This is a genomic window from Streptomyces lavendulae subsp. lavendulae (assembly GCF_002803845.1).
GTDB lineage: Bacteria > Actinomycetota > Actinomycetes > Streptomycetales > Streptomycetaceae > Streptomyces > Streptomyces lavendulae.
In genome coordinates, this window is the sequence record NZ_CP024985.1 from 1659681 (window position 1) to 1683997 (window position 24317).

General features: G+C 73.0%; 23 protein-coding genes. 11 read left to right on the forward strand and 12 right to left on the reverse strand.

The window, feature by feature from the left end:
- Positions 1–85: 85 nt before the first annotated feature.
- On the forward strand, positions 86–1594 hold the full coding sequence (locus SLAV_RS07550) for a M1 family metallopeptidase (protein ID WP_030224776.1): 1509 nt from the start codon (positions 86–88) through the stop codon (positions 1592–1594).
- Positions 1595–1625: 31 nt separating this feature from the next.
- Here the strand turns inward: SLAV_RS07550 and SLAV_RS07555 are convergent, their stop codons facing one another.
- On the reverse strand, positions 1626–2513 hold the full coding sequence (locus SLAV_RS07555; RefSeq protein WP_030224777.1) for an oxygenase MpaB family protein: 888 nt from the start codon (positions 2511–2513) through the stop codon (positions 1626–1628).
- A gap of 207 nt (positions 2514–2720) precedes the next feature.
- On the opposite strand from SLAV_RS07555, the gene sph reads away from it, so the two are divergent.
- Both sph and SLAV_RS07565 read left to right on the forward strand, forming a co-directional pair.
- On the forward strand, positions 2721–3710 hold the full coding sequence (sph, locus tag SLAV_RS07560) for a sphingomyelin phosphodiesterase (RefSeq protein WP_030224778.1): 990 nt from the start codon (positions 2721–2723) through the stop codon (positions 3708–3710).
- Between the two features lie 75 nt (positions 3711–3785).
- Positions 3786–4451: an HAD family hydrolase gene (locus tag SLAV_RS07565; protein ID WP_030224780.1), complete on the forward strand. Its 666-nt coding sequence runs from the start codon at positions 3786–3788 to the stop codon at positions 4449–4451.
- Here the strand turns inward: SLAV_RS07565 and SLAV_RS07570 are convergent.
- Positions 4432–5655, reverse strand: coding sequence for an NsdA family TPR-like regulatory protein (locus SLAV_RS07570; RefSeq protein ID WP_030224781.1), 1224 nt, complete (start codon positions 5653–5655; stop codon positions 4432–4434). The genes SLAV_RS07565 and SLAV_RS07570 overlap by 20 nt on opposite strands.
- A gap of 192 nt (positions 5656–5847) precedes the next feature.
- Here SLAV_RS07570 and SLAV_RS07575 point away from each other — a divergent pair, with 192 nt between their 5' ends.
- Positions 5848–6171, forward strand: coding sequence for a DUF6415 family natural product biosynthesis protein (locus SLAV_RS07575; protein ID WP_030224783.1), 324 nt, complete (start codon positions 5848–5850; stop codon positions 6169–6171).
- A gap of 184 nt (positions 6172–6355) precedes the next feature.
- Positions 6356–6832 carry a glycine-rich domain-containing protein gene (locus tag SLAV_RS07580; RefSeq protein WP_051840152.1) on the forward strand — a complete coding sequence of 159 codons (477 nt, stop codon included), beginning with the start codon at positions 6356–6358 and terminating at the stop codon, positions 6830–6832.
- A gap of 119 nt (positions 6833–6951) precedes the next feature.
- Here SLAV_RS07580 and SLAV_RS07585 read toward each other — a convergent pair whose 3' ends face one another.
- Both SLAV_RS07585 and SLAV_RS07590 read right to left on the reverse strand, forming a co-directional pair.
- Complete coding sequence (locus SLAV_RS07585; RefSeq protein ID WP_030224787.1) at positions 6952–8661, reverse strand: ankyrin repeat domain-containing protein; 1710 nt, start codon at positions 8659–8661, stop codon at positions 6952–6954.
- 43 nt (positions 8662–8704) lie between these two features.
- Positions 8705–10540, reverse strand: coding sequence for an AMP-dependent synthetase/ligase (locus SLAV_RS07590; protein ID WP_030224788.1), 1836 nt, complete (start codon positions 10538–10540; stop codon positions 8705–8707).
- Between the two features lie 85 nt (positions 10541–10625).
- On the opposite strand from SLAV_RS07590, the gene SLAV_RS07595 reads away from it, so the two are divergent.
- A complete protein-coding gene (locus SLAV_RS07595) occupies positions 10626–11354 on the forward strand; it encodes a MerR family transcriptional regulator (RefSeq protein ID WP_030224789.1) in 729 nt (242 codons plus the stop codon).
- A 10-nt stretch (positions 11355–11364) separates the two neighbouring features.
- Positions 11365–12036, forward strand: a complete 672-nt coding sequence (locus tag SLAV_RS07600) for a maltokinase N-terminal cap-like domain-containing protein (RefSeq protein ID WP_030224790.1) — start codon at positions 11365–11367, stop codon at positions 12034–12036.
- Between the two features lie 47 nt (positions 12037–12083).
- Here the strand turns inward: SLAV_RS07600 and SLAV_RS07605 are convergent, their stop codons facing one another.
- The 6 genes from SLAV_RS07605 to SLAV_RS07630 form a co-directional block, all read right to left on the reverse strand.
- On the reverse strand, positions 12084–14252 hold the full coding sequence (locus SLAV_RS07605) for a 3-hydroxyacyl-CoA dehydrogenase NAD-binding domain-containing protein (protein WP_030224792.1): 2169 nt from the start codon (positions 14250–14252) through the stop codon (positions 12084–12086).
- Between the two features lie 190 nt (positions 14253–14442).
- Positions 14443–15657 (reverse strand): acetyl-CoA C-acetyltransferase, encoded by a 1215-nt coding sequence (locus SLAV_RS07610; RefSeq protein WP_030224794.1) that lies wholly within the window; start codon positions 15655–15657, stop codon positions 14443–14445.
- Between the two features lie 27 nt (positions 15658–15684).
- Positions 15685–16827, reverse strand: a complete 1143-nt coding sequence (locus SLAV_RS07615; protein ID WP_030224796.1) for an acyl-CoA dehydrogenase family protein — start codon at positions 16825–16827, stop codon at positions 15685–15687.
- Between the two features lie 13 nt (positions 16828–16840).
- On the reverse strand, positions 16841–17866 hold the full coding sequence (locus SLAV_RS07620) for an LLM class F420-dependent oxidoreductase (RefSeq protein WP_030224797.1): 1026 nt from the start codon (positions 17864–17866) through the stop codon (positions 16841–16843).
- Positions 17866–19023 carry a CaiB/BaiF CoA transferase family protein gene (locus SLAV_RS07625; RefSeq protein WP_030224799.1) on the reverse strand — a complete coding sequence of 386 codons (1158 nt, stop codon included), beginning with the start codon at positions 19021–19023 and terminating at the stop codon, positions 17866–17868. The genes SLAV_RS07620 and SLAV_RS07625 overlap by 1 nt, the downstream gene beginning before the upstream one ends.
- 114 nt (positions 19024–19137) lie before the next feature.
- Positions 19138–19545, reverse strand: a complete 408-nt coding sequence (locus SLAV_RS07630) for an MmcQ/YjbR family DNA-binding protein (RefSeq protein ID WP_030224801.1) — start codon at positions 19543–19545, stop codon at positions 19138–19140.
- 106 nt (positions 19546–19651) lie between these two features.
- Here SLAV_RS07630 and SLAV_RS07635 point away from each other — a divergent pair, with 106 nt between their 5' ends.
- Complete coding sequence (locus SLAV_RS07635; RefSeq protein ID WP_030224802.1) at positions 19652–20851, forward strand: saccharopine dehydrogenase family protein; 1200 nt, start codon at positions 19652–19654, stop codon at positions 20849–20851.
- A 39-nt stretch (positions 20852–20890) separates the two neighbouring features.
- Here SLAV_RS07635 and SLAV_RS07640 read toward each other — a convergent pair whose 3' ends face one another.
- A complete protein-coding gene (locus SLAV_RS07640; RefSeq protein WP_030224804.1) occupies positions 20891–21568 on the reverse strand; it encodes an endonuclease V in 678 nt (225 codons plus the stop codon).
- Between the two features lie 25 nt (positions 21569–21593).
- Between SLAV_RS07640 and SLAV_RS07645 the strand changes: the two genes are divergently transcribed.
- Complete coding sequence (locus SLAV_RS07645) at positions 21594–21893, forward strand: YciI family protein (RefSeq protein WP_030224807.1); 300 nt, start codon at positions 21594–21596, stop codon at positions 21891–21893.
- 198 nt (positions 21894–22091) lie between these two features.
- Here the strand turns inward: SLAV_RS07645 and SLAV_RS07650 are convergent, their stop codons facing one another.
- Positions 22092–23177, reverse strand: coding sequence for a WD40/YVTN/BNR-like repeat-containing protein (locus SLAV_RS07650; RefSeq protein ID WP_030224809.1), 1086 nt, complete (start codon positions 23175–23177; stop codon positions 22092–22094).
- Between the two features lie 95 nt (positions 23178–23272).
- Between SLAV_RS07650 and SLAV_RS07655 the strand changes: the two genes are divergently transcribed.
- Together SLAV_RS07655 and ssgD are read left to right on the forward strand one after the other, a co-directional pair.
- Positions 23273–23686: a (4Fe-4S)-binding protein gene (locus SLAV_RS07655; protein WP_030224811.1), complete on the forward strand. Its 414-nt coding sequence runs from the start codon at positions 23273–23275 to the stop codon at positions 23684–23686.
- Between the two features lie 179 nt (positions 23687–23865).
- The gene (ssgD, locus tag SLAV_RS07660; protein ID WP_030224813.1) at positions 23866–24282 is read left to right on the forward strand and encodes a spore wall synthesis regulator SsgD; all 417 of its coding nucleotides are present in this window, start codon (positions 23866–23868) and stop codon (positions 24280–24282) included.
- Positions 24283–24317 lie beyond the last annotated feature (35 nt).

Sequence of the window (24317 nt, forward strand, 5' to 3'; positions counted from 1 at the left end):
GGACATGACCTGAGCGGCCAGGGGTGAATACGGTCGGACGACCAGACCCGAACCGATCTGCCTCCCCTACCCCTTGGAGCTCTTCGTGCGCCGCAAAGTCATCGCCCCGAGCGTGCTCGCCGCCTCCCTGCTGCTGGTGATCCCGGCGTCGGCGGCCAGTGCCGGTCCGGGTGCCCCGGGTATCGGCGACTCGTACTACCCGGCCAGCGGGAACGGCGGGTACGACGTCTCCCACTACGACCTGCGCCTGCAGTACCAGCCGAAGACCGACCTCCTGGAGGGCACGGCCACCCTCCTGGCCACCGCCAAGCAGGACCTGTCCCGCTTCAACCTGGACTTCGGCCTCAAGGTCAGCGAGATCCGCGTCAACGGGGTCAAGGCGAAGTTCGCCACCTCCGGGACCCAGGAGCTGGAGGTCACCCCGGCACAGCCGCTGCAGAAGGGCAAGGAGGCCTCCGTCGTCGTCAAGTACTCCGGCAAGCCCTCGGAGTACAAGGTCGACGGCTGGTCCGCCTGGCAGCGCACCCCGGACGGCGGCATCGCCGCGCAGGAGCCCGACTCGGCGGCGTGGTGGTTCCCGAGCAACGACCACCCGCTGGACAAGGCCACCTTCGACGTGTCGGTCAACGTCCCGGACGGCACCCAGGCCATCAGCAACGGCGTGCTCCAGTCGCAGAGCTCCCGGCTGGGCTGGACCCGCTACAACTGGCGTTCCAACAAGCCGCAGGCCACCTACCTGGCCACCCTCGCGGTCGGAAAGTTCGACATCACCACCGACAAGACCGCGAGCGGTCTGCCCGTCCTGAACGCGTACAGCAAGGACCTCGGCGACAACGCGGGTGCGGCGCGCGCGAGCGTGGAGCGGACCACCGAGGTCGCGGAGTGGCTGGAGGGGGTCTTCGGCCCGTACCCCTTCAACGCGCTGGGCGGCTACGTTCCGAACGTGCCCTCCGGTTTCGCGCTGGAGACGCAGACGCGGCCGTTCTACAGCCCGCGCCAGTTCGCCAACGGGGCGAACGTCTCGGTGGTCGTGCACGAGCTGGCCCACCAGTGGTACGGCGACAGCGTGTCGGTCGACAACTGGAAGGACATCTGGGTCAACGAGGGCTTCGCCCGCTACAGCCAGTGGCTGTGGTCGGAGAAGGAGGGCGAGGGCACCGCGCAGGAGCTCGCCGACTGGACGTACGCCTCCCGCCCGGCCGAGGACCCGTTCTGGCAGGTCAAGCCGGGTGACCCGGGTGCGGAGAACCAGTTCCACGGGGCCGTGTACGACCGCGGTGCCATCGCGATCCAGGCGCTGCGCAACGAGATCGGCGACGAGAAGTTCTTCAAGATCCTCAAGGGCTGGCCGACCGAGCGCGCCTACGGGAACGCCAAGGTCGGGGACTTCGTCCGGTACGCCGAGAAGATCTCGGGCAAGCCGCTCGCCCAGCTCTTCGACACCTGGCTCTACACCCCGGGCAAGCCCGCCTTCGCCCCGCCGGCCACGGCCGCCAAGGGTGCGGGCGCCCGCTCGCAGGCCCCGGCCAAGCCCGCCGCGGAGCCGAAGTCCTGGAAGAAGATCGCCGCGACGAACAACCTCCACGAGCACTGACCGACCCCGCGGACGCGCGCGCCGGTGCCCCTCAGCGGGTGCCGGCGCGCCGTCGTGCGCGGGCGGCGCGGGCCAGCGGCAGGTAGCGCAGCCGCTCGGGCAGCAGCGGTACGAGGATCCGCAGGGCCGTGCTCATCCGCCGCAGCGCGCGCTCCTGGGCGGGGGTCCACTCCAGGCCGAGGACGGCCCGCGCGTCGGGCGGCATGTACCCGACGGTGACGAAGGCCCGGAAGCGCAGGTACGCGGTGCGCAGCAGCGGCCAGCCGATCCGCAGCAGCAGCCGCAGGGCCGGGGAGGCGACCTCGGGGCGGGGCAGGTCGGTGTCGGTGGCGAGCAGCTCGCGGGCCACCTTGGTGGGCTCGATCTCCTCGGCCAGCATCCGCCGGTAGTACGGCCAGAACTCCTCGACCGTCTGTGGCATGTCCCGGTCGCGAAGCCCGAGGATGCGGCCCACCTGGAGCCACTCGCGGTAGAGCAGGCGCTCCTGTGCGGGGGTGATGCGGCGGAAGAGGTACCGCCCGGAGTGCAGGGCCACGGGGAAGCCGGTGGCGTGCACCCAGGCGTAGCAGGCCGGGTCGAGGGAGTGGTAGCGGCGCCCCCGGGTGTCGGTGCCCTGGATCTCCTTGTGCAGCCGGCGCACCCGGCGGCCCTCGGCGGCGGCCTCGTCCCCGCCGTACACCCACAGCTGGACGGAGCGCAGGGAGCGTTCGCCGCGGCCCCAGGGGTCGGTGCGGAAGACGGAGTACTGGTCGACGCCGGCGCCGACGGCCGGGTGGGCGACCTGGAGGGTGAAGGCGGCGGGCAGGGTGAGCAGCGACCGGATGTCCCCGGCGGTGGTCCACAGCACCCCGCCCGGCGGGGGCGGCTCGGGGTCCCGGCCGCGTACGGCGGTCGCTCCGGTGGTGGTGTCCGTGCTCATCCCTGCTGCTCCCCCGGTCTCGCCCCGCGCGCGTCGCGGTCCCTCCATTATCGCCGCCGCGGGGCCCGCGTCCCGCCCGGCGGGTCACCCCGGCCCCACGTTGTCGTGGCCCGGACAGAAAGTCTTGTCATGGGTGTTACCCCGAAGTAACCGTGGCTGCTTGGATGACGGCGTCGATCTTCCCCCGCAGGAATGACGGAGACCTTCATGCTGCTCACCCCGAACCGCCGCAACCGGGCCGCCGCCACGGCCGTCGCGGCGATCGCCGTCGGCACGCTGGCCCTCACGACCGCCCCCGCGGCCACCGCCGCCGGGACCGGCGCGACGCCCCGGCTCAGCGTCCTGACGTACAACACGTTCCTGATGAGCAAGAACCTGTACCCGAACTGGGGCCAGGACCACCGGGCTTCGGAGATCCCCAAGGCCTCCTTCTTCCAGGGCCACGACGTGGTGGTCCTCCAGGAAGCCTTCGACAACGGCGCCTCGGACGCGCTGAAGGCGAACGCGGCCGCGCAGTACCCGTACCAGACCCCCGTCGTGGGCCGCAGCAAGAGCGGCTGGGACGCGACGGGCGGCTCCTACTCCTCCACCACCCCGGAGGACGGCGGCGTCACGGTCCTCAGCAAGTGGCCGATCGTCCGCAAGGAGCAGGTGGTCTACAAGGACGCCTGCGGCGCCGACTGGTGGTCCAACAAGGGATTCGCCTACGTGGTGCTGGATGTCAACGGCACCAGGGTGCACGTGGTCGGCACCCACGCCCAGTCCACCGACCCGGGCTGCGGCGCGGGCGAGGCGGCGGAGATGCGCGCCCGGCAGTTCCGTGCGATCGACGCCTTCCTGGACGCCAAGAACATCCCGGCGGCCGAACAGGTCATCGTGACGGGCGACATGAACGTCGACTCGCGCAGCCCCGAGTACGCCAGCATGCTCGCCAACGCCGACCTGGCCGGCGCCGACAGCCGCACGGGCCACCCGTACTCCTTCGACACGGCGCTCAACTCGATCGCGAACTACCGCTACCCGACGGACCCCCGCGAGGACCTGGACTACGTCCTGTACCGCAAGGGCAACGCCCGCCCGGCGGACTGGAACAACAACGTGGTCAAGGAGCAGTCGGCCCCCTGGACGGTCTCCAGCTGGGGCACCTCGTACACCTACACCAACCTCTCGGACCACTACCCCCTCATCGGCTCCTGACCCCGAAGCCCCCTCTCACCTCGGGGCGGGAGGGGGCTCTGTCGAGTGTCCGGGGCCGTCACTAGGCTGGCCCGCATGACGATTCGCGCTGTGGTCTTCGACGTCGGTGAGTGCCTGGTGGACGAGACCCGGGAGTACGGCACCTGGGCGGACTGGCTCGGCGTCCCGAGGCACACGTTCGCGGCCGTGTTCGGGGCGGTCATCGCCCAGGGACGCGACTACCGGGATGTGTTCCAGGAGTTCCGGCCGGGATTCGACCTCACCGAGCAGCGCGAAGCGCGGGCCGCCGCCGGCAAGCCCGAGTGGTTCGGCGAGGACGACCTCTACCCCGACGTGCGGCCCACACTCGCCCGGCTCCGTGCGGACGGCCTGTGGCTCGCCATCGCAGGGAACCAGACGGTTCGCGCCGGCGGGCTGCTGCGCGAGCTGTTCACGAAGGACGTGGACCTGATCGGCACCTCGGATGACTGGGGCGCCTCGAAGCCGGACCCCGAGTTCTTCGAGCGCGTCGCCGCCGTCGTCCCGGCCGAGCCGTCGGAGATCCTCTACGTCGGTGACCGGGTCGACAACGACCTGCGCCCCGGCGCCGCCGCGGGAATGCACACCGCGCTCGTCCGGCGGGGCCCGTGGGCCACGATCCAGTGGGACAGCGTCGAGGCCCGCGAGCTGCCGACCTTCCGCATCGAGAGTCTCGCCGAACTGTCGCCCCGGATCGCCGAGTTCAACACGCGAGAGCGCTGACCACCGCACCCCAGCCGTACAGCCGGTCATCGAGGTCGCGGACGTACTGCTCGTGCTCCCACGGGCCGAGCGCGCGCCGCACCTCGCGGACCCGCTCCAGTCCGGTGGCATACCAGTGTGCCTCCAGCAGTTCCAGCGCGCGAAGGGCGTACTGCGCCGCCTCCTCCGGATTCCTGGCAGCAGCCTCGACCGCGCCGAGGTCGCCGAGGATGACCGTGCGCTGCTTGTCGGCGTCCCCGGGAAGCTCGTCGAGCACGTGCAGCAGCGTCTCGCGGGCTTGCGGCAGGTGTCCGGCGGCCAGTTGGACGTTGCCCTTGAAGGCAGCGAGCCGGATCGAGCTGAACCAGTCCATCCACTCGGGGGTCGGCTGGCCGGCAGTGTCCTCGACGACGGTCTCGCCGTGCGCGATCAGGTTGAGGGCGGCTCGCGTGTCTCCGCAGCGGGTGGCGCACTCGGCCTCTACGGCGTCGAGCCAGGCGATGACGTGGCCGTTGGCCTGCCCGCGGCGCGCGTAGGTGCGGGCTGCGGTCATGCGCTCCGTAGCCGCGGTGCGCTGCCCAGCCCACCCGGGAATGAAGGCCATGTGGGCGAGGATCGCAGCGCCGAGCAGCGCATCGTCGGCCTCTCCGGCCGCCTGGAGTGCACGAACCCAGGTGTCGCCGGCACGATCGGGTTCGCGAAGGTCGAAGAACTCGATGCGGCCCGCCAAAAGCCAGCTCTCCGCGAGGGCGGCGGCAAGGGTCTGTCGGGTACGGCCCGTGGTCGCGTCGAGGAGTTGTCCGCCGAGGGTGGCGTGCGCGGCGGCGGCCGGGTGCAGCATCGCCGGGGCGACGGTCCAGTACAGCCGGCGATGAGCGCGGGTGACCGCGAGGAAGTCGGCCCCGGCGGTGGCGGGCTGTGGTGCGCTGGACGTACGGAGTGGGCCTCGGTTCGCGGGCGCGATGAGGCTGGCGGTGACCTGAGGCCCGGTGCCGGGAGGCACGTTGAAGCCGAGTTCGTCGAGGGGCAGGCCGAGTAGGTCGACGAGGGCTTGCCGTACTTCTGGGTTCGGAAGGGGCGGATTCGCACCCTCGTAGCGGCGAGCCTGCCGTAGTCCGATGTGGAATCCGCGAGCCGCGAGGGCATCCACGAGTTCCTGCTGGGTCCGGTAGCCGGCGGCTTGGCGGGCTGCTTTGAACCGGGCGTTTCCGGTAGGTCGGCTCATTCCAACTCCCATAGTACGTAGGCGTCCTGACCTACTGTCTCAGGGAGCCCTCTTGACTGCCAGAGTTCACGGAAAAGGGACCCCAAAGCCCTACCAGAGGACCACAAAAGGCCGCTCCAAGGTCCTCGTAATGGGACTTTTACGGGTCCATGGTGTCTCTCACCACCCGCTGATGACGGTAGGGAGCACCCCATGAATTCCGGCGAAGCGCAGATCGAGAAGCTCATCGGGCAGGCACTGGCCCCCTACTCTGAACGGCCGGACGCCGAGGGCGTCGTCCGCCTCACCGCCGCCTTGATCACGAGCGGGCAGGCCCTGCACGCCCAGGTCTCCGCGACCCCGCCCGGCCGGCGGACGGAGCGCGCCCACGCGGCCCTCACCGAGTGGTCGTACTTCGTCGACGCCGGCCCGACGGGGCGGGGTGACCACGCGGCCTGGAACCACGCGCGCGTCCTGGCCCGCATCCTGCGGAACATGCTCGCGACCGTGGAGCAACAGTCGAGCCGGGTCCGGTGACCGAGCGCCTGCGGCAACTGCTGTACGTCGTGATCCTGCTCGGCGCGCTCGCCGTCATCGTCATCGGAACCCACTGATCCCGCATCCCGTCCAACCGAGAGGACAGCAGCATGACCACGCCCACACGCCCACCGCCCTGAAGCCGTCCGCCCACCACCTCCTCTCCGAGGAAGGGTTCGCCCGGGTGGTCCACCTCGTACAGCGCGACAACGACGGCGTCGAGGAGGCACTCGCCGTCCGCATCGTCGACGAGGCTCTGAAGTTCGTGGCCGCCGCGACCCGAGCCACGGGACGGCGCCTGCGACCGTCCAAGCTGGTCGAGCTCGGATGGCACGCCCTCATCCTCCGCACGGCCGTGTACCGGGAGCTGTGCACGGCGGGCGGCCGCTTCGTCGACCACCGTCCGGAGGGCCCGGACACGTTGCGGCGCCACGCCGACACGCTGACCCACACGATGGACGCGATCAGGGAGGCCGGCTACGAGCCGGACCAATACCTGTGGGGGCGCAGTAGTGGCCACCTGGGGTTCGCACCAGGTTGTGAGACGTCCCGGAGGGCGTCCACGCCGCGTTTGCCCGCATGGATCCGGGGTGATTCTGATGGTGGATCCCGAAACGGCCGCGCCTCGGAACGTCGAGTGCGGCGCGTGCTTCTCGCCTGAGGGCTGAGTCATCGAACGCCGCCCCGGCCGACAGTCCCCCCTGTCGGCCGGGGTTCCCCGGTGCGGTGCGGATCGGGTCGGGAGGTGCCCCGCGCGGGCACCCCTCGGCGGGCAGGGGCTCAGTCGCGCAGGGGACTGTCCGTGGGGAGTTCCACCCAGCGGCGGGGCGGGCCGAGCACGGGGCCCGGGTCGGTGATGCGCAGGTGTGCGCGGTCGCAGGCGTAGGCGAGGGAGCCCGTCCCGTACATGTCGCCGTACGGTCCCCACTGCCAGAAGCGGTGCAGCCAGAACCCCTCCGGGGAGTCCTCCCCGGCATGGAGGCCGATCTCCTCGTGGTGCACGGCGCCGCCGTCCACGGACAGGTGCCCGAACGTGCCGCCCTTCGGGTTGAAGTAGACCCCGTACGCACGCCCGCCCGGCGACACCGCGGCCAGGACGGCGGGCGAGGAGGCCAGGTAGCCGGAGGGATGCGTCAGGACGCAGCCGCCCGGCACCCCGCTCACCCCGAGGAACCACCTGGCCCGCGGTCCGTACGGGTCGAAGCCGTCGGGGCCCGTCCCGTACGGTCCGGGCTCCGCGTCGAGGTCCAGGACGGGGACGCGGTCCGGGTCCGCGCCCAGGCGGCGGATCACCTCCTCCTCGTCCACCCCGGCGACGAAGGCGACCGCGAGCCCCTCGGTGTGCACGCCCCGGAACACCCGGGCCTGCTCGTCGGCCGCCCGCTGCGCCGCCACCCGCGCGGGGTCCGGGTGCACCGCGCCCGGCAGGTCGGCGAAGAGGGGGGCCAGCTCGGTGGTGAGCGCGAGGCTCCCGGGCGAGCGGCCCGCGACGCGGGGCGTCCAGGCGTCGGCCCCGGCCGCCAGCAGGGCCGCGGCGTTGTCGGCCCGGCCGTGCGCCACCGCCTGCCAGAGCGGGGTACGGCCCTCCTCGTCGACCGCGTCGACGTCCGTGACGAGACGGGCCAGTTCGGCCACCGACTCCTCGGCGCCCTGCCCGGCCAGCCGGTGCAGCGGCCGCTCCACGGGGTCCTGCGGGTCCGCCCCGGCGGCGAGCCGGGACCGGATCAGCCCCGGGTCGCCCCAGCCCTCGTACCCCATCCCCTGCCAGTCGGCGCGGGGCGCTTCGGGCCCGGGCGGTGACGGGGTGGGGCGGGGCTCCGGCCGGGGGACCGCGAGCGCGTGGGAGGAGGGCGGGGGCGTGCCGCGCTCCCTGTCCGCCCCGGCGGACGGCGGTCGCGGGCCGGGCCAGACCTCGACCGCCTCGGCGGCCGCGGCACGCAGCCTCGTGGCGTCGAAGACGGTCCGTGTCTCGGGGACGCCCTGGGCGGGCCATTCGGTCACCAGGAGCAGCTCGCCGTCCGGCGGCAGTTGCGACAGGTGCAGGTTCACCCGCTGGTGGAAGGTGCCGCCGGAACCGCCGAGCGCGGTGAGGACGGGTCTGGGCCCCGCGCCCGTGGTCGGGGGAGCCGGCCAGGCCGTCCCGTCCAGGGTGGTGACGCGGCGCCCGTCCGCCAGCAGCAGGCCGAAGCGCAGCCCGTCGGCGCCGGGCCGGGGGTGGACCGGCCCGCGGAGGCCGTCCCTGGCGACCCGGCGCCGGAAGACCTCGATCCCGATGACCAGGGACCGGGGCCACACCTCCCACCCGGTCAGTACGAGCCGGGTGTCGGGTCCGTCCCCGACCCGGGCCGTCTGCGGGATCCTGGCCGGGACGAACCAGTCCGAGGGAGGGTGCTCCTCGTGCGGAGGGGGCTCGTAGGCCCCGAGGCGCCATTCGAGCGGTTCGGCCGCCGGGGGCGGGTCGGCCACGATCAGCCCTTCGAAGAAGCTCATGGGCCGATCGTGACACCCGCCACTGACAACCGGTCAGGGCTCGCTATTCCTGCCGCGGGGCCTCGTAGAGCTCCTCGATCAGGGGGCCGTACTTCTCCCGGACCACCCGTCGGCGCAGTTTCAGCGAGGGCGTCAGCTCCCCGGTCTGCGGGCCCCATTCCTCGGCGAGCAGCCGGTACCGCTTGATCTGCTCGGTGCGGTTGAGGCGGGCGTTGGCGGCGGCCACCGCGCGGGCCGTCTCCTCCAGCACGGCCGGGTGTCCGGCGAGCTCGGCCAGGGAGGCGGTCCCGATCCCCCGGGCGGCCGCCCAGGCCGGGGCCAGTTCGGGGTCCAGGACCAGGAGGGCGACGAGGTAGGAGCGGCCGTCGCCGTGGACGAGGGCCTGGCCGATCAGCGGGTGTTCCTTGACGGTGTTCTCCACCAGGGCCGGGGAGACGTTCTTGCCCGTCGAGGTGATGATCAGTTCCTTCTTGCGGTCGGTCAGCCACAGGAAGCCGTCCGCGTCGAGCCGGCCCACGTCCCCGGTGGGGAACCAGCCCTCGGCGTCGTGGGCGCTCTCGACCGTCCCGTCGGGGCGCAGGTAGCCGTCGAAGACGGTGGCCCCGCGGGTGAGGATCTCCCCGTCCTCGGCGATCCTCAGCTCCAGCCCCTCGATGGGCCGGCCGACGGAGCCCAGCCGGAAGGCGTCCCGGCTGTTGACGGTGCACACGCCGGAGGTCTCGGTCAGCCCCCAGGCGTCCATGATCGTGATCCCCCAGCCCGCCCAGAAGCGGACCACGTCGATCGGCATCGGCGCGGTGGCGCTGGCCGTCCATTCGAGCCGGTCCAGTCCGGCCCGCCGCAGCAACGGGTCCAGCACCCGCTCCTTCGCCTCGGCGTAGGAGGCTTCGAGCGCGGCCGGCACCTCCTCGCCGCGCTCCCGGTGCCCGGCCCTGGTGCGCGCCAGGGCACCGGCCCCCTCGATGGCCCGCTGCTGCTCCTCGGGCAGCCCGGCGATGACGGCCTTGACGGCGGCGGCGAGCTTCTCCCAGACCCGGGGGACCCCGAAGAACTGCACGGGGTGGCGTTCGCGGACCGCGGCGGCCACGGCGGTGGGGTCGGCGACCAGCCGGACGTGGGCCGCCCGCAGCAGCGGCAGGTAGATGCCGAGGATCCGCTCGGCGATGTGCGCGAAGGGCAGGTAGCAGAGGTGCTCGGCGTGTTCGGGCAGGTCCGTGTGGCGGTCGAGCCGCACCGACTGGAGCAGGATGTTGCGGTGGGTCAGCCGGACGCCCTTGGGGTCGCCGGTGGTGCCCGAGGTGTAGACGACCGTGAGGGGGTCCTCGGGGCGGCTCTCGCGCCAGCCCTTCTCGAAGGCGTCGGCCCGGTGCAGCCGCACGCCGTCCGACCGCACGGACGCGTACGTGCGGTGCGGGCCCGCCTCGGCGGCCTCGGCGACCACCAGCCGCTCCAGGGGCACCTCGGGGTCCTGGAGCAGCGGCTCCCAGCGGGCCAGTTCGCGGGCGCCCTCGACGACCGCCAGCCGGGCCCGGCTGTGGCGGGCTATGTGGGCGATCTGCTCGGGCGCGGAGGTTCCGTAGACGGTGACGGGGACGGCGCCGAGGTGGACGAGCGCCAGATCGCTGAGCCAGTGTTCGGGCCGGTTGCCCATCATCATCAGGACGTGTTCGCCGCGCTCGACGCCGAGGGCCGCGTAGCCGGCGGCGAGGACGGCGACCTCGTGGCGGACCTCGCTCCAGGTGAGGGTGCGCCAGTCGGCGGCGTCCCCCTCGCGCCAGGAGAGGGCGGGCAGCTCGCCGTGTTCGGCGGCGTTGCGGACCAGCAGGGCGGGCAGGGTGAGTTCTTCGGGTCGTCCGGGCAGTCGCAGGTTCGTGGTCATGGGCAGCTCCTGGCCGTTTCACATCGTTGGTGCGACAGCAATACTGTTGAACCCAAGCTGTGGAGCAGAGAGCGAGGAGCGGACGATGGCCGACCGGGCGACCGAGCCGATGCTCACCGTGGACGAGCTGGCGTCCCGGGCCGGTGTCACCGTCCGCACCGTACGGTTCTACAGCACGCGCGGGCTTTTGCCCCCTCCCGTGATCGGACCCCGTCGGGTGGGCCACTACGGACCGGAGCACCTGTCGCGGCTGGCGCTCATCGAGGAGCTCCAGCACCAGGGCATGACCCTGTCGGCGATCCAGCGCTACCTGGACGCGCTCCCCGACGACCTGAGCGCGCACGATCTGGCCATCCACCGGGCGCTGGTGGCCACCTGGGCCCCGGACGCGGCCCGGGAGTTCTCGCGGGCGGAGCTGGAGAAGCGGGCCGGGCGGAGCCTGTCGGACACCGACCTGAGCAGGCTCGCCGCGATGAACGTGCTCGCGGAGGCGGGTGAGGGGTTCCGGGTGGACGTGGGGCTGCTGCGGCTCGGGGTCGCGCTGCTGGACGTGCCGATCGCGCACGGGACGCTCCTCGCGGCCCGCACGGTGCTGATGGAGCACGCGCGGACGGCGGCGCACGAACTGACGGCCCTGTTCCGGGACGAGGTGTGGGGGCCCTTCACGGAGGGCGAGAGCGATCCGGAGCGGGTGGAGTCGATGAAGGCGCTGTCGGCGCACATGCAGCCGATGGTGGTGCAGGCGCTGGTGACGGCGTTCCAGCGGTCCCTGAAGGCGGAATTGCGGGCGGCGTTCGCTCCGGAGGAAGGGTAGTTTCGCGGTCATGGCAGTCATCCACCACACCACGCTGACCCCGACCAAGCTCGAACTCCTGGCCGAATGGCTCCCCTTGAGGCCCTGGTACCAGGGGGCCGGGGACGTCTCGCGGCTCGCCCGCGCGGGCGGGTTCCGCCTCGACGACCCCGAGGGCGAGGTGGGCATCGAGTTCATGGTGGTCACCGACGCCGCCGGGGACGGGCCGGTCGCGTACCTGGTCCCGCTCACCTACCGCGGGGCCCCGCTGGACGGCGCCGGGGACGTGCTGGTCGGCACGCTCGAACACGGGGTGCTGGGCAAGCGCTGGGTCTACGACGGTGCCCACGACCCGGTCATGGTCGAGCAGTTGCTCGCGCTGCTGGCGGGCCGCGCCGCGGCGCAGGCCCAGGGCGAGAGCGACACCCCCGACCCGACCGTCGGGGTGCTGGCCGGTCCGGCGGGCGTACCCGCGGCCCTGACGGGGGCCGGGAAGGTGTCCGACACCGCCGGCGCCACCGTCGTGGTGGTGGGCGCGGCCGGGGAAGCGGGCCCCCTCCACGACCTCACGCTGATCCGGGTGCTGCGCCCGGGTCCCGCCGTCGGCGACGGGATCCGGGGGCAGGTGCTGGCCGGGTGGACCGCCCCGGACGGCGCCGCGGAGCGCGGGGCGTTCGCGTTCCTGGGCGACACCGGCCGCTGAGCCCGCCGGCGTCCCGGGCCCGCTCGCGCGGGCCCGGGACGGACGGGTCAGTCGGTGTACGTCTCGCCGCGCTCGGCCTTGGCCACGAGGGAGGCGGGCGGGGTGAAGCGCTCGCCGTAGGTGGCGGCCAGCTCGCGGGCGCGGGCGACGAAGCCCGCCGGGCCGCCCTCGTAGCCGTTGATGTACTGGATCACGCCGCCGGTCCAGGCCGGGAAGCCGATGCCCATGATGGAGCCGATGTTGGCGTCGGCGATCGAGGTGAGCACGCCCTCGTCGAGGCAGCGGACGGTGTCCAGGGCCTCGGCGAAGAGCATCCGCTCCTTCATGTCCTCGAAGGGGATGCTGGCGTCCGGCTTGGCGAAGTGCTCGCGCAGACCGGGCCAGATGCGGGTCCGCCGGCCCGTCTCGTCGTACTCGTAGAAGCCGCCGCCGCTGCGGCCGGGGCGGCCGAACTCGTCCACCATCCGGTCGATGACGGTGTCGGCGGGGTGCTCGGTCCAGGTGCGGCCCTCGGCCTCGAAGGCCTTGCGGGTCTCGTTGCGGATCTTGCGCGGCAGGGTGAGGGTGAGCTCGTCCATCAGCGAGAGCACCTTGGCCGGGTACCCGGCCTGGGCGGCGGCCTGCTCGACGGAGGCGGGCTCCACGCCCTCGCCGACCATGGCCACGCCCTCGTTGATGAACTGGCCGATGACGCGCGAGGTGAAGAAGCCGCGCGAGTCGTTGACCACGATCGGGGTCTTGTTGATCTGGCGGACCAGGTCGAAGGCGCGGGCGATGGCCTCGTCGCCGGTGCGCTCGCCCTTGATGATCTCGACGAGGGGCATCTTGTCGACGGGCGAGAAGAAGTGCAGGCCGATGAAGTCGGCGGGACGCTTGACGCCCTCCGCGAGCCCGGAGATCGGCAGGGTGGAGGTGTTGGAACACAGCAGCGCGTCGGGCGCGATGACGTCCTGGACCTCCTGGAACACCCGGTGCTTGAGGGCGGTGTCCTCGAAGACGGCCTCGATGACGGCGTCGCAGCCCGCCAGGTCGGCGGCGTCGGCCGTCGGGGTGATCCGGGCCAGCAGCTCGGCGCGCTTGGCCTCGGTGGTGCGGCCCCGGGAGAGCGCCTTGTCGAGGAGCTTCTCGGAGTACGCCTTGCCCTTGGCGGCGGCCTCGGCGGTGACGTCCTTGAGGACCACCTCGATGCCCGCGCGGGCGCAGGAGTAGGCGATGCCGGCGCCCATCATCCCGGCGCCGAGGACGGCGACCTTCCTGACCTGGCGGGGCGCGACGCCCTGCGGGCGGCTGCGGCCGGCGTTGACGGCCTGGAGGTCGAAGAAGAACGCCTGGATCATGTTCTTGGCGGTCTGGCCGGTGACCAGCTCGGTGAAGTACCGGGCCTCGATGGTCAGCGCGGTCTCGAAGTCCACCTGGGCGCCCTCGACGGCGCAGGCCAGGATGTTGCGGGGGGCCGGGTACGGGGCCCCGTTCAGCTGCTTCTTGAGGTTGGCCGGGAAGGCCGGGAGGTTGGCGGCGAAGCGCGGGTTGGACGGGGTACCGCCGGGGATCTTGTAGCCGGGTACGTCCCACGGCTGCTTCGACTCGGGGTTGGCGTCGATGAAGGCGCGGGCCTTGGCGAGCATCTCCTCGGGGGTGGCCGCCAGTTCGTGCACGAGGCCGTTGTCGAGGGCGCGCTGCGGGGTGTACTGGGTGCCCTGGAGCAGGACCTTGAGCAGCGCGTCGGCGATGCCCATCAGGCGGACGGTACGGGTGACACCGCCGCCGGCCGGGAGCAGGCCGAGGGTGACCTCGGGCAGGCCGATCTTGGAGCCGGGCGCGTCGAGGGCGATCCGGTGGTGGGAGGCGAGGCAGATCTCGTAACCGCCGCCGAGGGCGGCGCCGTTGATCGCGGCGACCACGGGCACGCCGAGGGTCTCGATGCGGCGCAGCGAGCGCTTGATGGCGGTGCCGGTCTCGAAGGCGAGGCCCGCGTCCTCGGGGCGCAGCCGGATCATGTCCTTGAGGTCGCCGCCGGCGAAGAAGGTCTTCTTCGCGGAGGTGTAGACGATGCCCCGGATGGAGTCCTTCTCGGCCTCGGCGCGGTCGGCGATCGCCGCGATGGAGTCCTTGAAGGCCTGGTTCATGGTGTTGGCGGACTGGTCCGGGTCGTCGAGGACCAGCGTGACGATGCCGGTCTCGTCCTGTTCCCAGCGGATGGTGCGGGTCTCGGTCATGGGGTGGGTCTCCGTGGAAGTCTGGTTCGGCGGGGCCGGGCGGAAGGCGCCGGGCCCGGAGGGGGCCGGGAGGGTCCGGCTCGGGCGCACCGCGCGGCGGTCGGGCCCGGTGGCCGGGCCTTCGCCGCGCCGTGCTGCTGGTCGTCCGGTGCGGATCCCGGCGCGCGGGCGGGGCGGGATCCGGGAGGGACTAGAGGCGTTCGACGATGGTGGCGACGCCCATGCCGCCGCCGACGCAGAGGGTGACGAGCCCGTAGCGCTTGTCCTGGCGCTCCAGCTCGTCTACGACGGTGCCGAGGATCATGGCGCCGGTGGCGCCGAGCGGGTGGCCGAGCGCGATGGCGCCGCCGTTGACGTTGACCTTGTCGAGGGAGAGGCCCATGTCCTTGACGAAGCGCAGCACGACACCGGCGAAGGCCTCGTTGATCTCGACCAGGTCGATGTCGTCGATGGTCAGTCCGGCCTTGGCGAGGGCCTTGCGGGTGGCCGGGGCGGGGCCGGTGAGCATGATGGTGGGCTCGGAGCCGGAGACGGCCGCCGAGACGATCCGGGCGCGCGGGCGCAGGCCGTGGCGTTCGCCGGCCTCGCGGGACCCGATGGCGACGAGGGAGGCGCCGTCGACGATGCCGGAGGAGTTGCCCGCGTGGTGAACGTGGTCGATCTTCTCCACCCAGTGGTACTTCTGCAGCGCGACGGCGTCGAAGCCGCCGAGGTCGCCGATGTCGGCGAAGGAGGGCTTCAGCTTGGCGAGGGTGTCGGCGGTGGTGCCCGGGCGGACGAACTCGTCGTGGTCCAGGACCACGAGGCCGTTGCGGTCGGTGACCGGGACCACGGATCCGGCGAAACGGCCGTCCTTGATTGCCGTCGCCGCGCGCTCCTGGGAGAGGGCGGCGTACTCGTCGACGTCCCGGCGGGAGAAGCCCTCGATGGTGGCGATCAGGTCGGCGCCGATGCCCTGCGGGACGAAGTTGACGTCCCAGTTCGTCATCGGGTCGTTGAACCAGGCTCCGCCGTCGGAGGCCATCGGGACCCGGGACATGGACTCCACGCCGCCCGCGAGGACCAGGTCCTCCCAGCCGGAGCGGACCTTGGCGGCGGCCAGGTTGACGGCCTCCAGGCCGGAGGCACAGAAGCGGTTCTCCTGTACGCCCGCCACGGTGTCCGGGAGGCCGGCGGCGATGGCCGCGATGCGTGCGATGTCGGAGCCCTGGTCGCCGACGGGGCCGACGACGCCGAGCACGATGTCGTCGATGCCGGCGGGGTCCAGGCCGGGGTTGCGTTCGCGCAGGGCGTGGATGAGGCCGACGACCAGGTCGATCGGCTTCGTGCCGTGCAGGGCGCCGTTGGCCTTGCCGCGGCCGCGCGGCGTGCGGATCGCGTCGTACACGTACGCTTCGGTGCTCACTGGTCAAGCCTTTCTGAAGGTCCGGCGTCAGCCGAGGAGGGAGCGGCCGATGATCTCTTTCATGATCTCGGTCGTACCGCCGTAGATGGTCTGGATGCGGCCGTCGGTGAAGGCACGGGCGACCCGGTATTCGCTCATGTAGCCGTACCCGCCGTGCAGTTGCAGGCAGCGGTCGGCGACGCGCTTCTGGAGTTCGGTGGCCCACCACTTGGCCATCGAGGCGTGGACGTGGTCCAGTTCGCCGTTCGAATGGTCGGTGATGCAGCGGTCGAGGAAGGCCCGGGTGACCGCGCACTCGGTGGCCATCTCCGCTATCTCGAAGCGGATGTGCTGGAGCTTGGCGAGGGGCCTGCCGAAGGCCTCGCGCTCCTTCACGTACTGCGTGGTGATCTCCAGCAGGTGTTCGGCCGCGGCGATCGCGGCCATCGCGATGCCCATGCGTTCCTGCGCGAGGTTGGTCATCAGGTGGACGAACGCGCCGTTCTCCTCGCCGAGCAGGTTCTCCTTGGGGACGCGCACGTCGTGGAAGAAGAGCTCGGCGGTGTCCTGCGCCTTCTGGCCGATCTTGTCGAGGTTGCGGCCGCGCTCGAAGCCCTCCGTGCCCCGTTCGACGACCAGCAGGGACAGGCCGTGGGCGCCGCCTTCGGGGGTGGTCTTGGCGACCACGATCACCAGGTCGGCGAGGATGCCGTTGGAGATGAAGGTCTTGGAGCCGTTGAGCAGCCAGTGGTCGCCCCGGTCCTCGGCGCTGGTGCGGATCCCCTGGAGGTCGCTCCCCGCGCCCGGCTCGGTCATCGCGATCGCGGTGATGGTCTCGCCGGAGCAGAAGCCGGGCAGCCAACGCCGCTTCTGCTCCTCGGTGGCCAGCGAGGTCAGGTAGGGGCCGATGATGTCGTTGTGCAGGCCGATGGCGAGGCCGGGGGCCCCGGCCCGGGTGAACTCCTCGGCGATCACTGCCGCGTAGCGGAAGTCGGGGTTGCCGCCGCCCCCGTACTCCTCGGGCACGGCGAGGCCGAGGAGGCCCTGGCGGCCCGCGGCCCGCCAGGCCTCGCGGCTGACGATGCCGTCCTTCTCCCACTGGTCGTAGTGCGGCAGCACCTCCTTGTTCAGGAAGGTGCGGACGGTCTCGCGGAACGCCTCGTGGTCGGCGTCGAAGATACGGCGTTGCATCGGTCCGGTCCCCCTAGAGCCAGCTCTTGACGGTTTCGATCAGCCGGGCCGGCTCGGGGCCGACGGGCGTGACGTTGAGCATGGTGACGCCCGCCTCCCGGAACGCCTCGACGCGCTCGCGCACGTAGCCCTCGGGCCCGCACAGGGTCATGAGCTCGCAGAACTCGTCCGGGACGGCGGCCGCGGCGTCGCGCTTGCGTCCGGCGAGGTAGAGCTCCTGGATCCGACGGGCCTGCTCGCCGTACCCGTAGGCGACGGCGAGGTCGTTGTAGAAGTTCTTCCCGGGCGCGCCCATGCCGCCGACGTACAGGGCGATCTGCGGGCGCGCGAGGTCCCGTGCGGCGGCCGCGTCCTCGCCGATGGCCAGCAGGCCGCCCGCGACGGTCTGCAGCGGGCCGAGTTCCGGCGCCCGCTTGGCGGTCCCCTCGGCGAGCGGGCCGCCCCACACCGCGGCGGCCTTCTCCGGGATGAAGAGGGTGGGCAGCCAGCCGTCCGCGATCTCGGCGGTCATCCGCACGTTGGCCGGGCCGAGCGAGGCGATGTAGACGGGGACGGTGGGACGCACCGGCCGGGTGAGGATCTTCAGGGGTTTGCCGAGCCCGCTGCCCATGGGGGCCGGCAGCGGCATGTGGGTGATGCCGTGGTGGTCGATCGTCTCGCGGCGCCAGACGCGCCGGCACAGCTCGACGGTCTCCCGGGTCCGCCCGAGCGGCCTGTCGTACGGCTTCCCGTGCCAGCCCTCGACCACCTGCGGCCCGGAGGCGCCGAGGCCGAGCAGGGCCCGGCCGCCGGAGACCGCGTCCAGTCCGGCGGCCGTCTGGGCGATGAGCGCCGGGGTGCGGGAGTACACGTTGAGGATGGCCGAGCCGATCTTCATCCGCTCGGTGCGGGCCGCCAGGTACCCCATGATGGTCGGGGAGTCGAAGCCCCAGGCCTCGGCCACCCACACGGCGTCGAGCCCGGCCGCCTCCAGCGCCGCGGCCTCGTCGGCGGCCTTGCGGGGATCGCCCGCGTAGTCGAGCAGCATCGAGAGTTCCATCAGGCGCCCTCGCCCCTTTCCGTCGCGGTCCGCGTCGTTGTTCCCGTCAGGCCCGGCACGTCCCAGTCCCGGGCCACCGCCGCGGTGTCGGCGCCCGGCAGGGCGGGGCCCGCGGTGACGGCGGCCGGGGTCGCGGAGAACCGGGGCGCCGGGGCGGGCTGGGTGATCCCGCCGATGTCGGTGAAGGTGGCGCGGGCGGCGAGGTGCGGGTGGTGCGGCGCCTCGCGCAGGGAGAGCACGGGGGCCACGCAGGCGTCGGTGCCCTCGAAGACCTCGGTCCACTCGGCGCGGGTACGGGTCCTGAAGCGGGCGGCGACGGCTTCGCGCAGCGCGCCCCAGCGGGCCGGGTCCTTGCGGGCGGCGGCCTGGTCCTCGATGCCGAGGAGTTCCACGAAGGTGTCGTAGAACTGCTGTTCCAGCGCGCCGACGGCCATGTACCGGCCGTCGGAGGTCTCGTAGGTGCCGTAGAAGGGGCAGCCGCCGTCGAGGAGGTTGGCTCCGCGCCGGTCCTGCCAGCCGCCGGCCGCGACCATCCCGTGGATCATGGCGGTGAGGTGGGCGGTGCCGTCGACGATCGCGGCGTCCACCACCTGGCCGGCGCCCCCGGGGGTGCGGGCGTGCTGGAGGGCGGCGAGGACGCCGATGACGAGGTAGAGGGAGCCGCCCGCGTAGTCGCCGACCAGGTTGGCGGGCACGGCCGGGGGCCCGTCCGGGTCGCCGATCATGCCGAGGGCGCCGGTGACGGCGATGTACGCGATGTCGTGCCCGGCGGTGTGGGCGAGCGGGCCCTCCTGGCCCCATCCGGTCATCCGGCCGTAGACCAGCTTCGGGTTGCGGGCGTGGCAGTCCGCCGGGCCGACGCCGAGCCGCTCGGCGACCCCGGGGCGGAAGCCCTCGATCAGCACGTCGGCCCGTTCGACCAGGTCCAGCACCCGGGCGGGGCCGTCGGCGGACTTGAGGTCGAGCACGACGGAGCGCTTGCCCCGGTTGGTGATGTCGTAGGCCGGGTCGATGGCCAAAGCGCCGCCGCCGGGCCGGTCCACGCGCACCACGTCCGCGCCGAGGTCGGCGAGGACCATCGCGGCGAACGGCCCCGGTCCGATGCCGGCCAGTTCGACGACGCGTACTCCCGCGAGCGGGCCTGCTGTCACTGCCATCGAGCCCCCAGCATCCTGGTGTGCGCTTCCGAGGCGCCTGCGCATACGTGTGACACAACTGATGTAACACCAGCGATGCTAGGAACGTGTTCCACGCAGCACAAGAGCAAGCGCTTAGTCGATTTCCCGCGTGGCCGGTTCCGGGCTCCGGGCGTCCAGTTCCCTCACGTGCCGCTTGAGGGCGACGGTCCGGTAGCTCTCCTCCACCCATTCGCACAGCACCTCGGCCGACGGGGCCCCCTTCTCCCCCAGCGGTACGGAGACCCAGCCCGCCCGGCCGAGCCCGTACCCGGTGGGCGCCGCACCGGGAGCGGTCATCGCGTGCCCGTGCAGGGCCTCGTCCTTGAGCTTCACGGACAGGCCGGGCGGTTCGGGGCCGTCGGCGTTCCCCAGGAAGACGAAGATCTTCTTGTTGACCTTCACCACACCGTCCTCGGGCCCCCAGGGATGCTCCTCCACCGCCTCGGGCAGCCCGAGGGCAAACGCGCGCACCGTCTCCCACTTGCGCACCGCAGCCTTCATCGACGCTCCTCCTCACCACCGGTCACACCGGCCCGTCACCCGCCCGCGCGGGCGGCCGACCCCCACGCTAGCCTCAGCCACCGATACCAGCTGGGAGGAGCGGTTCATGAACGAGCACGTCCGGCGGAGCCGACCGCAACGGGCCTACGACATCGTCCTCTTCGGCGCCACCGGGTTCGTCGGGGCACTGACCGCCGAATACCTCGCGCGCCACGCCCCGGCCGGTCTGCGGTGGGCACTGGCCGGCCGCGACCTCGGCAAGCTGGAACGGCTGCGCGAGCGGCTGGCCGACCTGGACCCGGCGTGCGCCCGCCTGCCGCTGCTGCGGGCCGACGCCGCGGACACCGGCGCCCTGCGCGAACTCGCCGCCTCCACCGGAGTGCTGGCCACCACCGTGGGCCCGTACATCTGGTACGGGGCCGAGCTGGTCGCGGCCTGCGCCGAGGAGGGCACCGACTACGTGGACCTCACCGGGGAGCCCGAGTTCGTGGACCGGATGTACGTCGAGCACGACGCGCGGGCCCGGGAGACGGGCGCGCGGCTGGTGCACGCGTGCGGGTTCGACTCCATCCCGGCCGACCTGGGGGCGTACTTCACCGTGCGCCTGCTGCCCGCCGGGGTGCCCCTGCGGGTGGACGGCTTCGTCCGCTCCAACGCGCTGTTCTCCGGCGGGACGCTCGCCTCCGCCCTGACCGCGCTGGGGCGGGGCCCGCAGACCCTGGCCGCGGCGCGCGCCCGCAGGCTGCACCAGCCCCGGCTGCCGGACCGCCGGGCGCGGGGTCCCGTGGGCGCCCCGCGCTTCAGCCGGGAGACCGGGACCTGGGCCCTGCCGCTGCCCACCCTGGACCCGGCCGTCGTGGCCCGGTCGGCGGCTGCGCTGGAGCGGTACGGGCCGGACTTCCGCTACCGGCACTACGCCTCGGTGCGCCACCTCCCGGTCGCGGTCGGCGGGGCGGCGGCCGTGGGCGCGACGGTGGCCCTGGCTCAGGTCCCGGCCGCCCGGCGGTGGCTGATGGGCCGTTGGGAACCGGGCAGCGGGCCCGACGCCCAGCGCCGCGCGCGCAGCTGGTTCACGGTCCGCTTCGTCGGCGAGGGCGGCGGGCGGCGGGTCTTCACCGAGGTGTCGGGCGGGGACCCGGGCTACGGGGAGACCGCGAAGATGCTCGCCGAGTCCGCGCTCTGCCTGGCCCAGGACGCCCTGCCGGAGCGGGCCGGCCAGCTCACCACGGCGGTGGCGATGGGCGACGCCCTGCTGGACCGGCTCCAGAAGGCGGGGATCCGCTTCCGGGTGGCCGATTCCCGCTGAGGCGCGCCGCCGGGGTGGGCCGGCGGGGTGGGCCGGCGCTCAGGAGGCCTCGCGCAGGGCGCGCCGGCACAGCGAGTCGGCACGCCGGGTGGTCTCGGGGATCCGGTACGCGGGGCTCAGCGCGAGGGCGTGGGCGCAGGCGTTGTCCAGCGAGACCCGGTGGCCCACGGACACGTACACGGGCTTGACCCCGTCCCGGGTGCGCAGCGCCCGGCCGACGACGGCGCCGTCGGGCGCGAGGAGCGGGGAGGAGTCGCCGCGCCGGGCGCCCGGTTCCCCGTAGGAGAAGGTGAACGGGTTCTTGGCGACGCCCATGCTCGGCAGCCCGGTGACCACCCCGAGGTGGCAGGCGAGGCCGAAGCGGCGGGGGTGGGCGAGGCCGTAGCCGTCGCAGACGACGAGGTCCGGGACGACCGTGAGGGCGTCGAGGGCTGCCAGTACGGTCGGCAGTTCGCGGAAGGCCAGCAGCCCGGGGACGTACGGGAAGCTCACGTGCCCGACGGCGGTCGCCTCGCCGACCGGCTCCAGGGTGGCGGCGTCGAGGACCACGGCCGCGGCGGCGACCAGGTCCCGCTCGTCGTCGTAGGCCACGTCCACCCCGGCGACCAGTCCCCGGCCGGGGAGGGGGCCGGTCTCGTCGAGCACGACCCGGTCGCGGAGTTCGTCCTGTATCGCGCGGGCCTCGGCCTCGTCGGCGGGGGTCTTCACAGTCGTCATGGAGTGCGAGAGTAGCCTGGCGATCATGTTCGTCATGGAGCTCACCTACATCGCGCCCGTCGAATCCGTCGAGGAAGAGATGGACGCCCATCTCGCCTGGCTGGACGGGTACTACGCGTCCGGCGTCTTCCTGGCCTCGGGCCGCAAGGTCCCGCGCGACGGCGGGGTGATCCTGGCCGCGGGCGTCTCGCGCGCCGAGGTCGAGAAGATCGCGGCCGAGGACCCCTTCACGGTGGCGGGCGTGTGCGCCTACCGCATCACCGAGTTCATCGCCACGAAGACCTCCTCCCACCTGGCCGAGCTCCGCGAAACCCTCCCGGCCTGACCCTTCCCCCCGGCCCGGCCACCCGACGCGGACCGAACCCGTGGGCCCACCCGGCCTGCCACGAACCCGTCGGCTCGCCCGGCCGGGCCTCACCACCCGGCCGGGCCTCACCACCCGACCTGATCCGACCCGTCCACCGGGCCGCCGGGGTCACCGCGGGCCGCTACCCGTGGACGGACCTGATCGTCGAGGACCCGCTCAGCGGCCCGGCGTGCTGATCACCTCCAGGCGGGCCACCCGCCCCTTCTCCCCCGCCGCCCAGCAGCCGCCGTCGGGCGTGCAGTCGACGGTGTCGTAGGAGCCCGTGTCCAGGGTCCGCCAGGTGCGGCCCGCGTCCGTGGTGACGTCCGTGCCCGTCGGGCCCACCGCCAGGGCGGTCGAGCGGCCGTACGGGAACCAGGCCGCGCCCGAACGGTAGGCGGGCGGCGGGGTGTCCGCCCGGCTCCAGCCGCGGCCCGCGTCGGCGGTGCGGGCGGCGGCCTGCGGCGAGGCCTGGCCGGTGCGGTAGTCACCGCCGACCGCGAGGCCCGTCGTACGGTCGCGGAAGGCCAGGGCGAAGACCCCGCGGGCCGGGTCGCCGGCCGGGACCGTGGAGTCGGCGGCCCGCCAGGTCAGCCCCCGGTCCGAGGAGTGCAGCACCCGGGCGACCGGGCCGCCGCCGGTGGCCAGCCGGACGTCGCGCGGCCCGGAGGCCACCAGACACTGCCCGCTCGCCGCGAAGCCGGCCTCGCCGGGCAGGGCCGCCGGCATTCCCGCGTCCGGCAGCACCCGCCAGCTGCGGCCGCCGTCCTCCGTGGCCAGGATGCGGAACTTCCCGTCCACCGGGTCGCTCACCGCCAGTCCGTGCCGGGTGTCGAGGAAGGTCAGGCAGTCGTAGAAGGCCCGCGGATCGGGGTTGCGGAAGGTCTCGGTCCAGGTGGCGCCGGCGTCCTCGGTGCGCAGCACCCGCGAGGCCCCGCCCTCGCCGATGGACAGGGCGACCGCCCGCCGCGCGTCGAAGGCCTCGATGTCGCGCAGCTCCAGGCCCTCGGCGACCGCCCCCGGCGGTGACACGTCCTGCCAGCTGCGCCCCCCGTCGCCGGTGCGCAGGACGGTCCCCTTGGAGCCGGCGACCCAGGCCGTGCTGCGGCTGACGGCCGCCAGCCCGCGGAACCGGGCCTCCTTGCCGGTCGCCTTCGGTGCCCAGCCGACGCCGCGTAATCCCGGACGGGGGGTGTCCCCGGCTCCGGTGTCCGCCTGCGCCGGCGCGACGGCCAGCCCCACCAGCAGGGCTGCCGCGCACATGCCAACTCCCAGAAGTCTCATGGCGCGGGAAGCTAACGCACCCCACATCCGCCGTCCAGGGTGCGTCGGGAGCGCCACGTTCCTACTGTGGGGCCATGCCCTCCAACGGACCGAAGGCCTACGAAGGCAAGAGCGTCACCGTCACCTACGACTCCGGGCGGTGCCTGCACGCGGCCGAGTGCGTCCGCGGCCTGCCCGAGGCGTTCGACACCGGGCGGCGCCCGTGGATCGACCCCGACGGGGCCGGTCCGGAGCGGGTCGCCGAGGTGGTCCGGCGCTGCCCCTCGGGCGCGCTCCAGTACCGGCTGTCCGAGGGCCCGGTGGAGGAGGGGGACCGGCCGACCGGCGTCACGCGCTCTCCCGTCGGCCAGTTGGTACTGCGCGGGGAACTCAGCGTGACGACCCCCGACGGTCGTGCGCACCGGGAGACCCGGGTGGTCCTTTGCGCCTGTGGAGTGAGCGGTAACCAGCCTTATTGCGATCACTCCGGGGCCTGCGGCACCGACTGACCACCCCGCGTCCGGACTGTTCTCGCCCTCACTCTGTGCGATCACACAGGGGAGATCAGGCCAATCGGTGACACAGCTCACGTCATCCGCCGTGCACGGATTTGCCGATTCCGGCGTCTATCCGGTTGCCGGGTCCCACCCCACAGCCCGGCCACAGATCCGCCGCAAGGGAGTGTGCCTTGATCACTGTCATCGAGCAGGCCGTGCAGGCCCGTCTGGTCGCCACCGCGCCGAAGGTCGAGACCGTGCCCGTCACCCTCTGCTACGACCGCGCGGATCCCTTCGCCGTTCGCATGGCCTTCCCCGCGCCGGCCACGCTGGAGGGCGTGGAAGTCTCGTGGACCTTCGCCCGCGAGCTGCTGACCTCCGGCCTCCAGCACCCGGCCGGCTGCGGCGACGTGCGCGTGCGGCCGTACGACGGGGACCGGACGACGGTGGAGTTCCACGCGCCGGAGGGCGTCGCGATCGTGCTGATGCTGACGGCCGAGCTCCAGCGGTTCCTGGAACGGGCCTCCGCGCTGGTGCCACCGGGGCTGGAGCACATGTACCTCGACATGGACCACAGCCTGGACGAGCTGATGCGGGGCTCCTGCTGACGCGGGGCCCCTGCTCACCCCTCCCCCGTCCGCAC

Coding starts and splice junctions, on each gene's coding strand:
- SLAV_RS07555 (WP_030224777.1), bottom strand. CDS start 2,513: ATGAGCACGGACACCACCACCGGAGCGACCGCCGTACGCGGCCGGGAC.
- sph (WP_030224778.1), top strand. CDS start 2,721: ATGCTGCTCACCCCGAACCGCCGCAACCGGGCCGCCGCCACGGCCGTC.
- SLAV_RS07565 (WP_030224780.1), top strand. CDS start 3,786: ATGACGATTCGCGCTGTGGTCTTCGACGTCGGTGAGTGCCTGGTGGAC.
- SLAV_RS07570 (WP_030224781.1), bottom strand. CDS start 5,655: ATGAGCCGACCTACCGGAAACGCCCGGTTCAAAGCAGCCCGCCAAGCC.
- SLAV_RS07575 (WP_030224783.1), top strand. CDS start 5,848: ATGAATTCCGGCGAAGCGCAGATCGAGAAGCTCATCGGGCAGGCACTG.
- SLAV_RS07585 (WP_030224787.1), bottom strand. CDS start 8,661: ATGAGCTTCTTCGAAGGGCTGATCGTGGCCGACCCGCCCCCGGCGGCC.
- SLAV_RS07590 (WP_030224788.1), bottom strand. CDS start 10,540: ATGACCACGAACCTGCGACTGCCCGGACGACCCGAAGAACTCACCCTG.
- SLAV_RS07595 (WP_030224789.1), top strand. CDS start 10,626: ATGGCCGACCGGGCGACCGAGCCGATGCTCACCGTGGACGAGCTGGCG.
- SLAV_RS07600 (WP_030224790.1), top strand. CDS start 11,365: ATGGCAGTCATCCACCACACCACGCTGACCCCGACCAAGCTCGAACTC.
- SLAV_RS07605 (WP_030224792.1), bottom strand. CDS start 14,252: ATGACCGAGACCCGCACCATCCGCTGGGAACAGGACGAGACCGGCATC.
- SLAV_RS07615 (WP_030224796.1), bottom strand. CDS start 16,827: ATGCAACGCCGTATCTTCGACGCCGACCACGAGGCGTTCCGCGAGACC.
- SLAV_RS07620 (WP_030224797.1), bottom strand. CDS start 17,866: ATGGAACTCTCGATGCTGCTCGACTACGCGGGCGATCCCCGCAAGGCC.
- SLAV_RS07625 (WP_030224799.1), bottom strand. CDS start 19,023: ATGGCAGTGACAGCAGGCCCGCTCGCGGGAGTACGCGTCGTCGAACTG.
- SLAV_RS07630 (WP_030224801.1), bottom strand. CDS start 19,545: ATGAAGGCTGCGGTGCGCAAGTGGGAGACGGTGCGCGCGTTTGCCCTC.
- SLAV_RS07635 (WP_030224802.1), top strand. CDS start 19,652: ATGAACGAGCACGTCCGGCGGAGCCGACCGCAACGGGCCTACGACATC.
- SLAV_RS07640 (WP_030224804.1), bottom strand. CDS start 21,568: ATGACGACTGTGAAGACCCCCGCCGACGAGGCCGAGGCCCGCGCGATA.
- SLAV_RS07645 (WP_030224807.1), top strand. CDS start 21,594: ATGTTCGTCATGGAGCTCACCTACATCGCGCCCGTCGAATCCGTCGAG.
- SLAV_RS07650 (WP_030224809.1), bottom strand. CDS start 23,177: ATGTGCGCGGCAGCCCTGCTGGTGGGGCTGGCCGTCGCGCCGGCGCAG.
- SLAV_RS07655 (WP_030224811.1), top strand. CDS start 23,273: ATGCCCTCCAACGGACCGAAGGCCTACGAAGGCAAGAGCGTCACCGTC.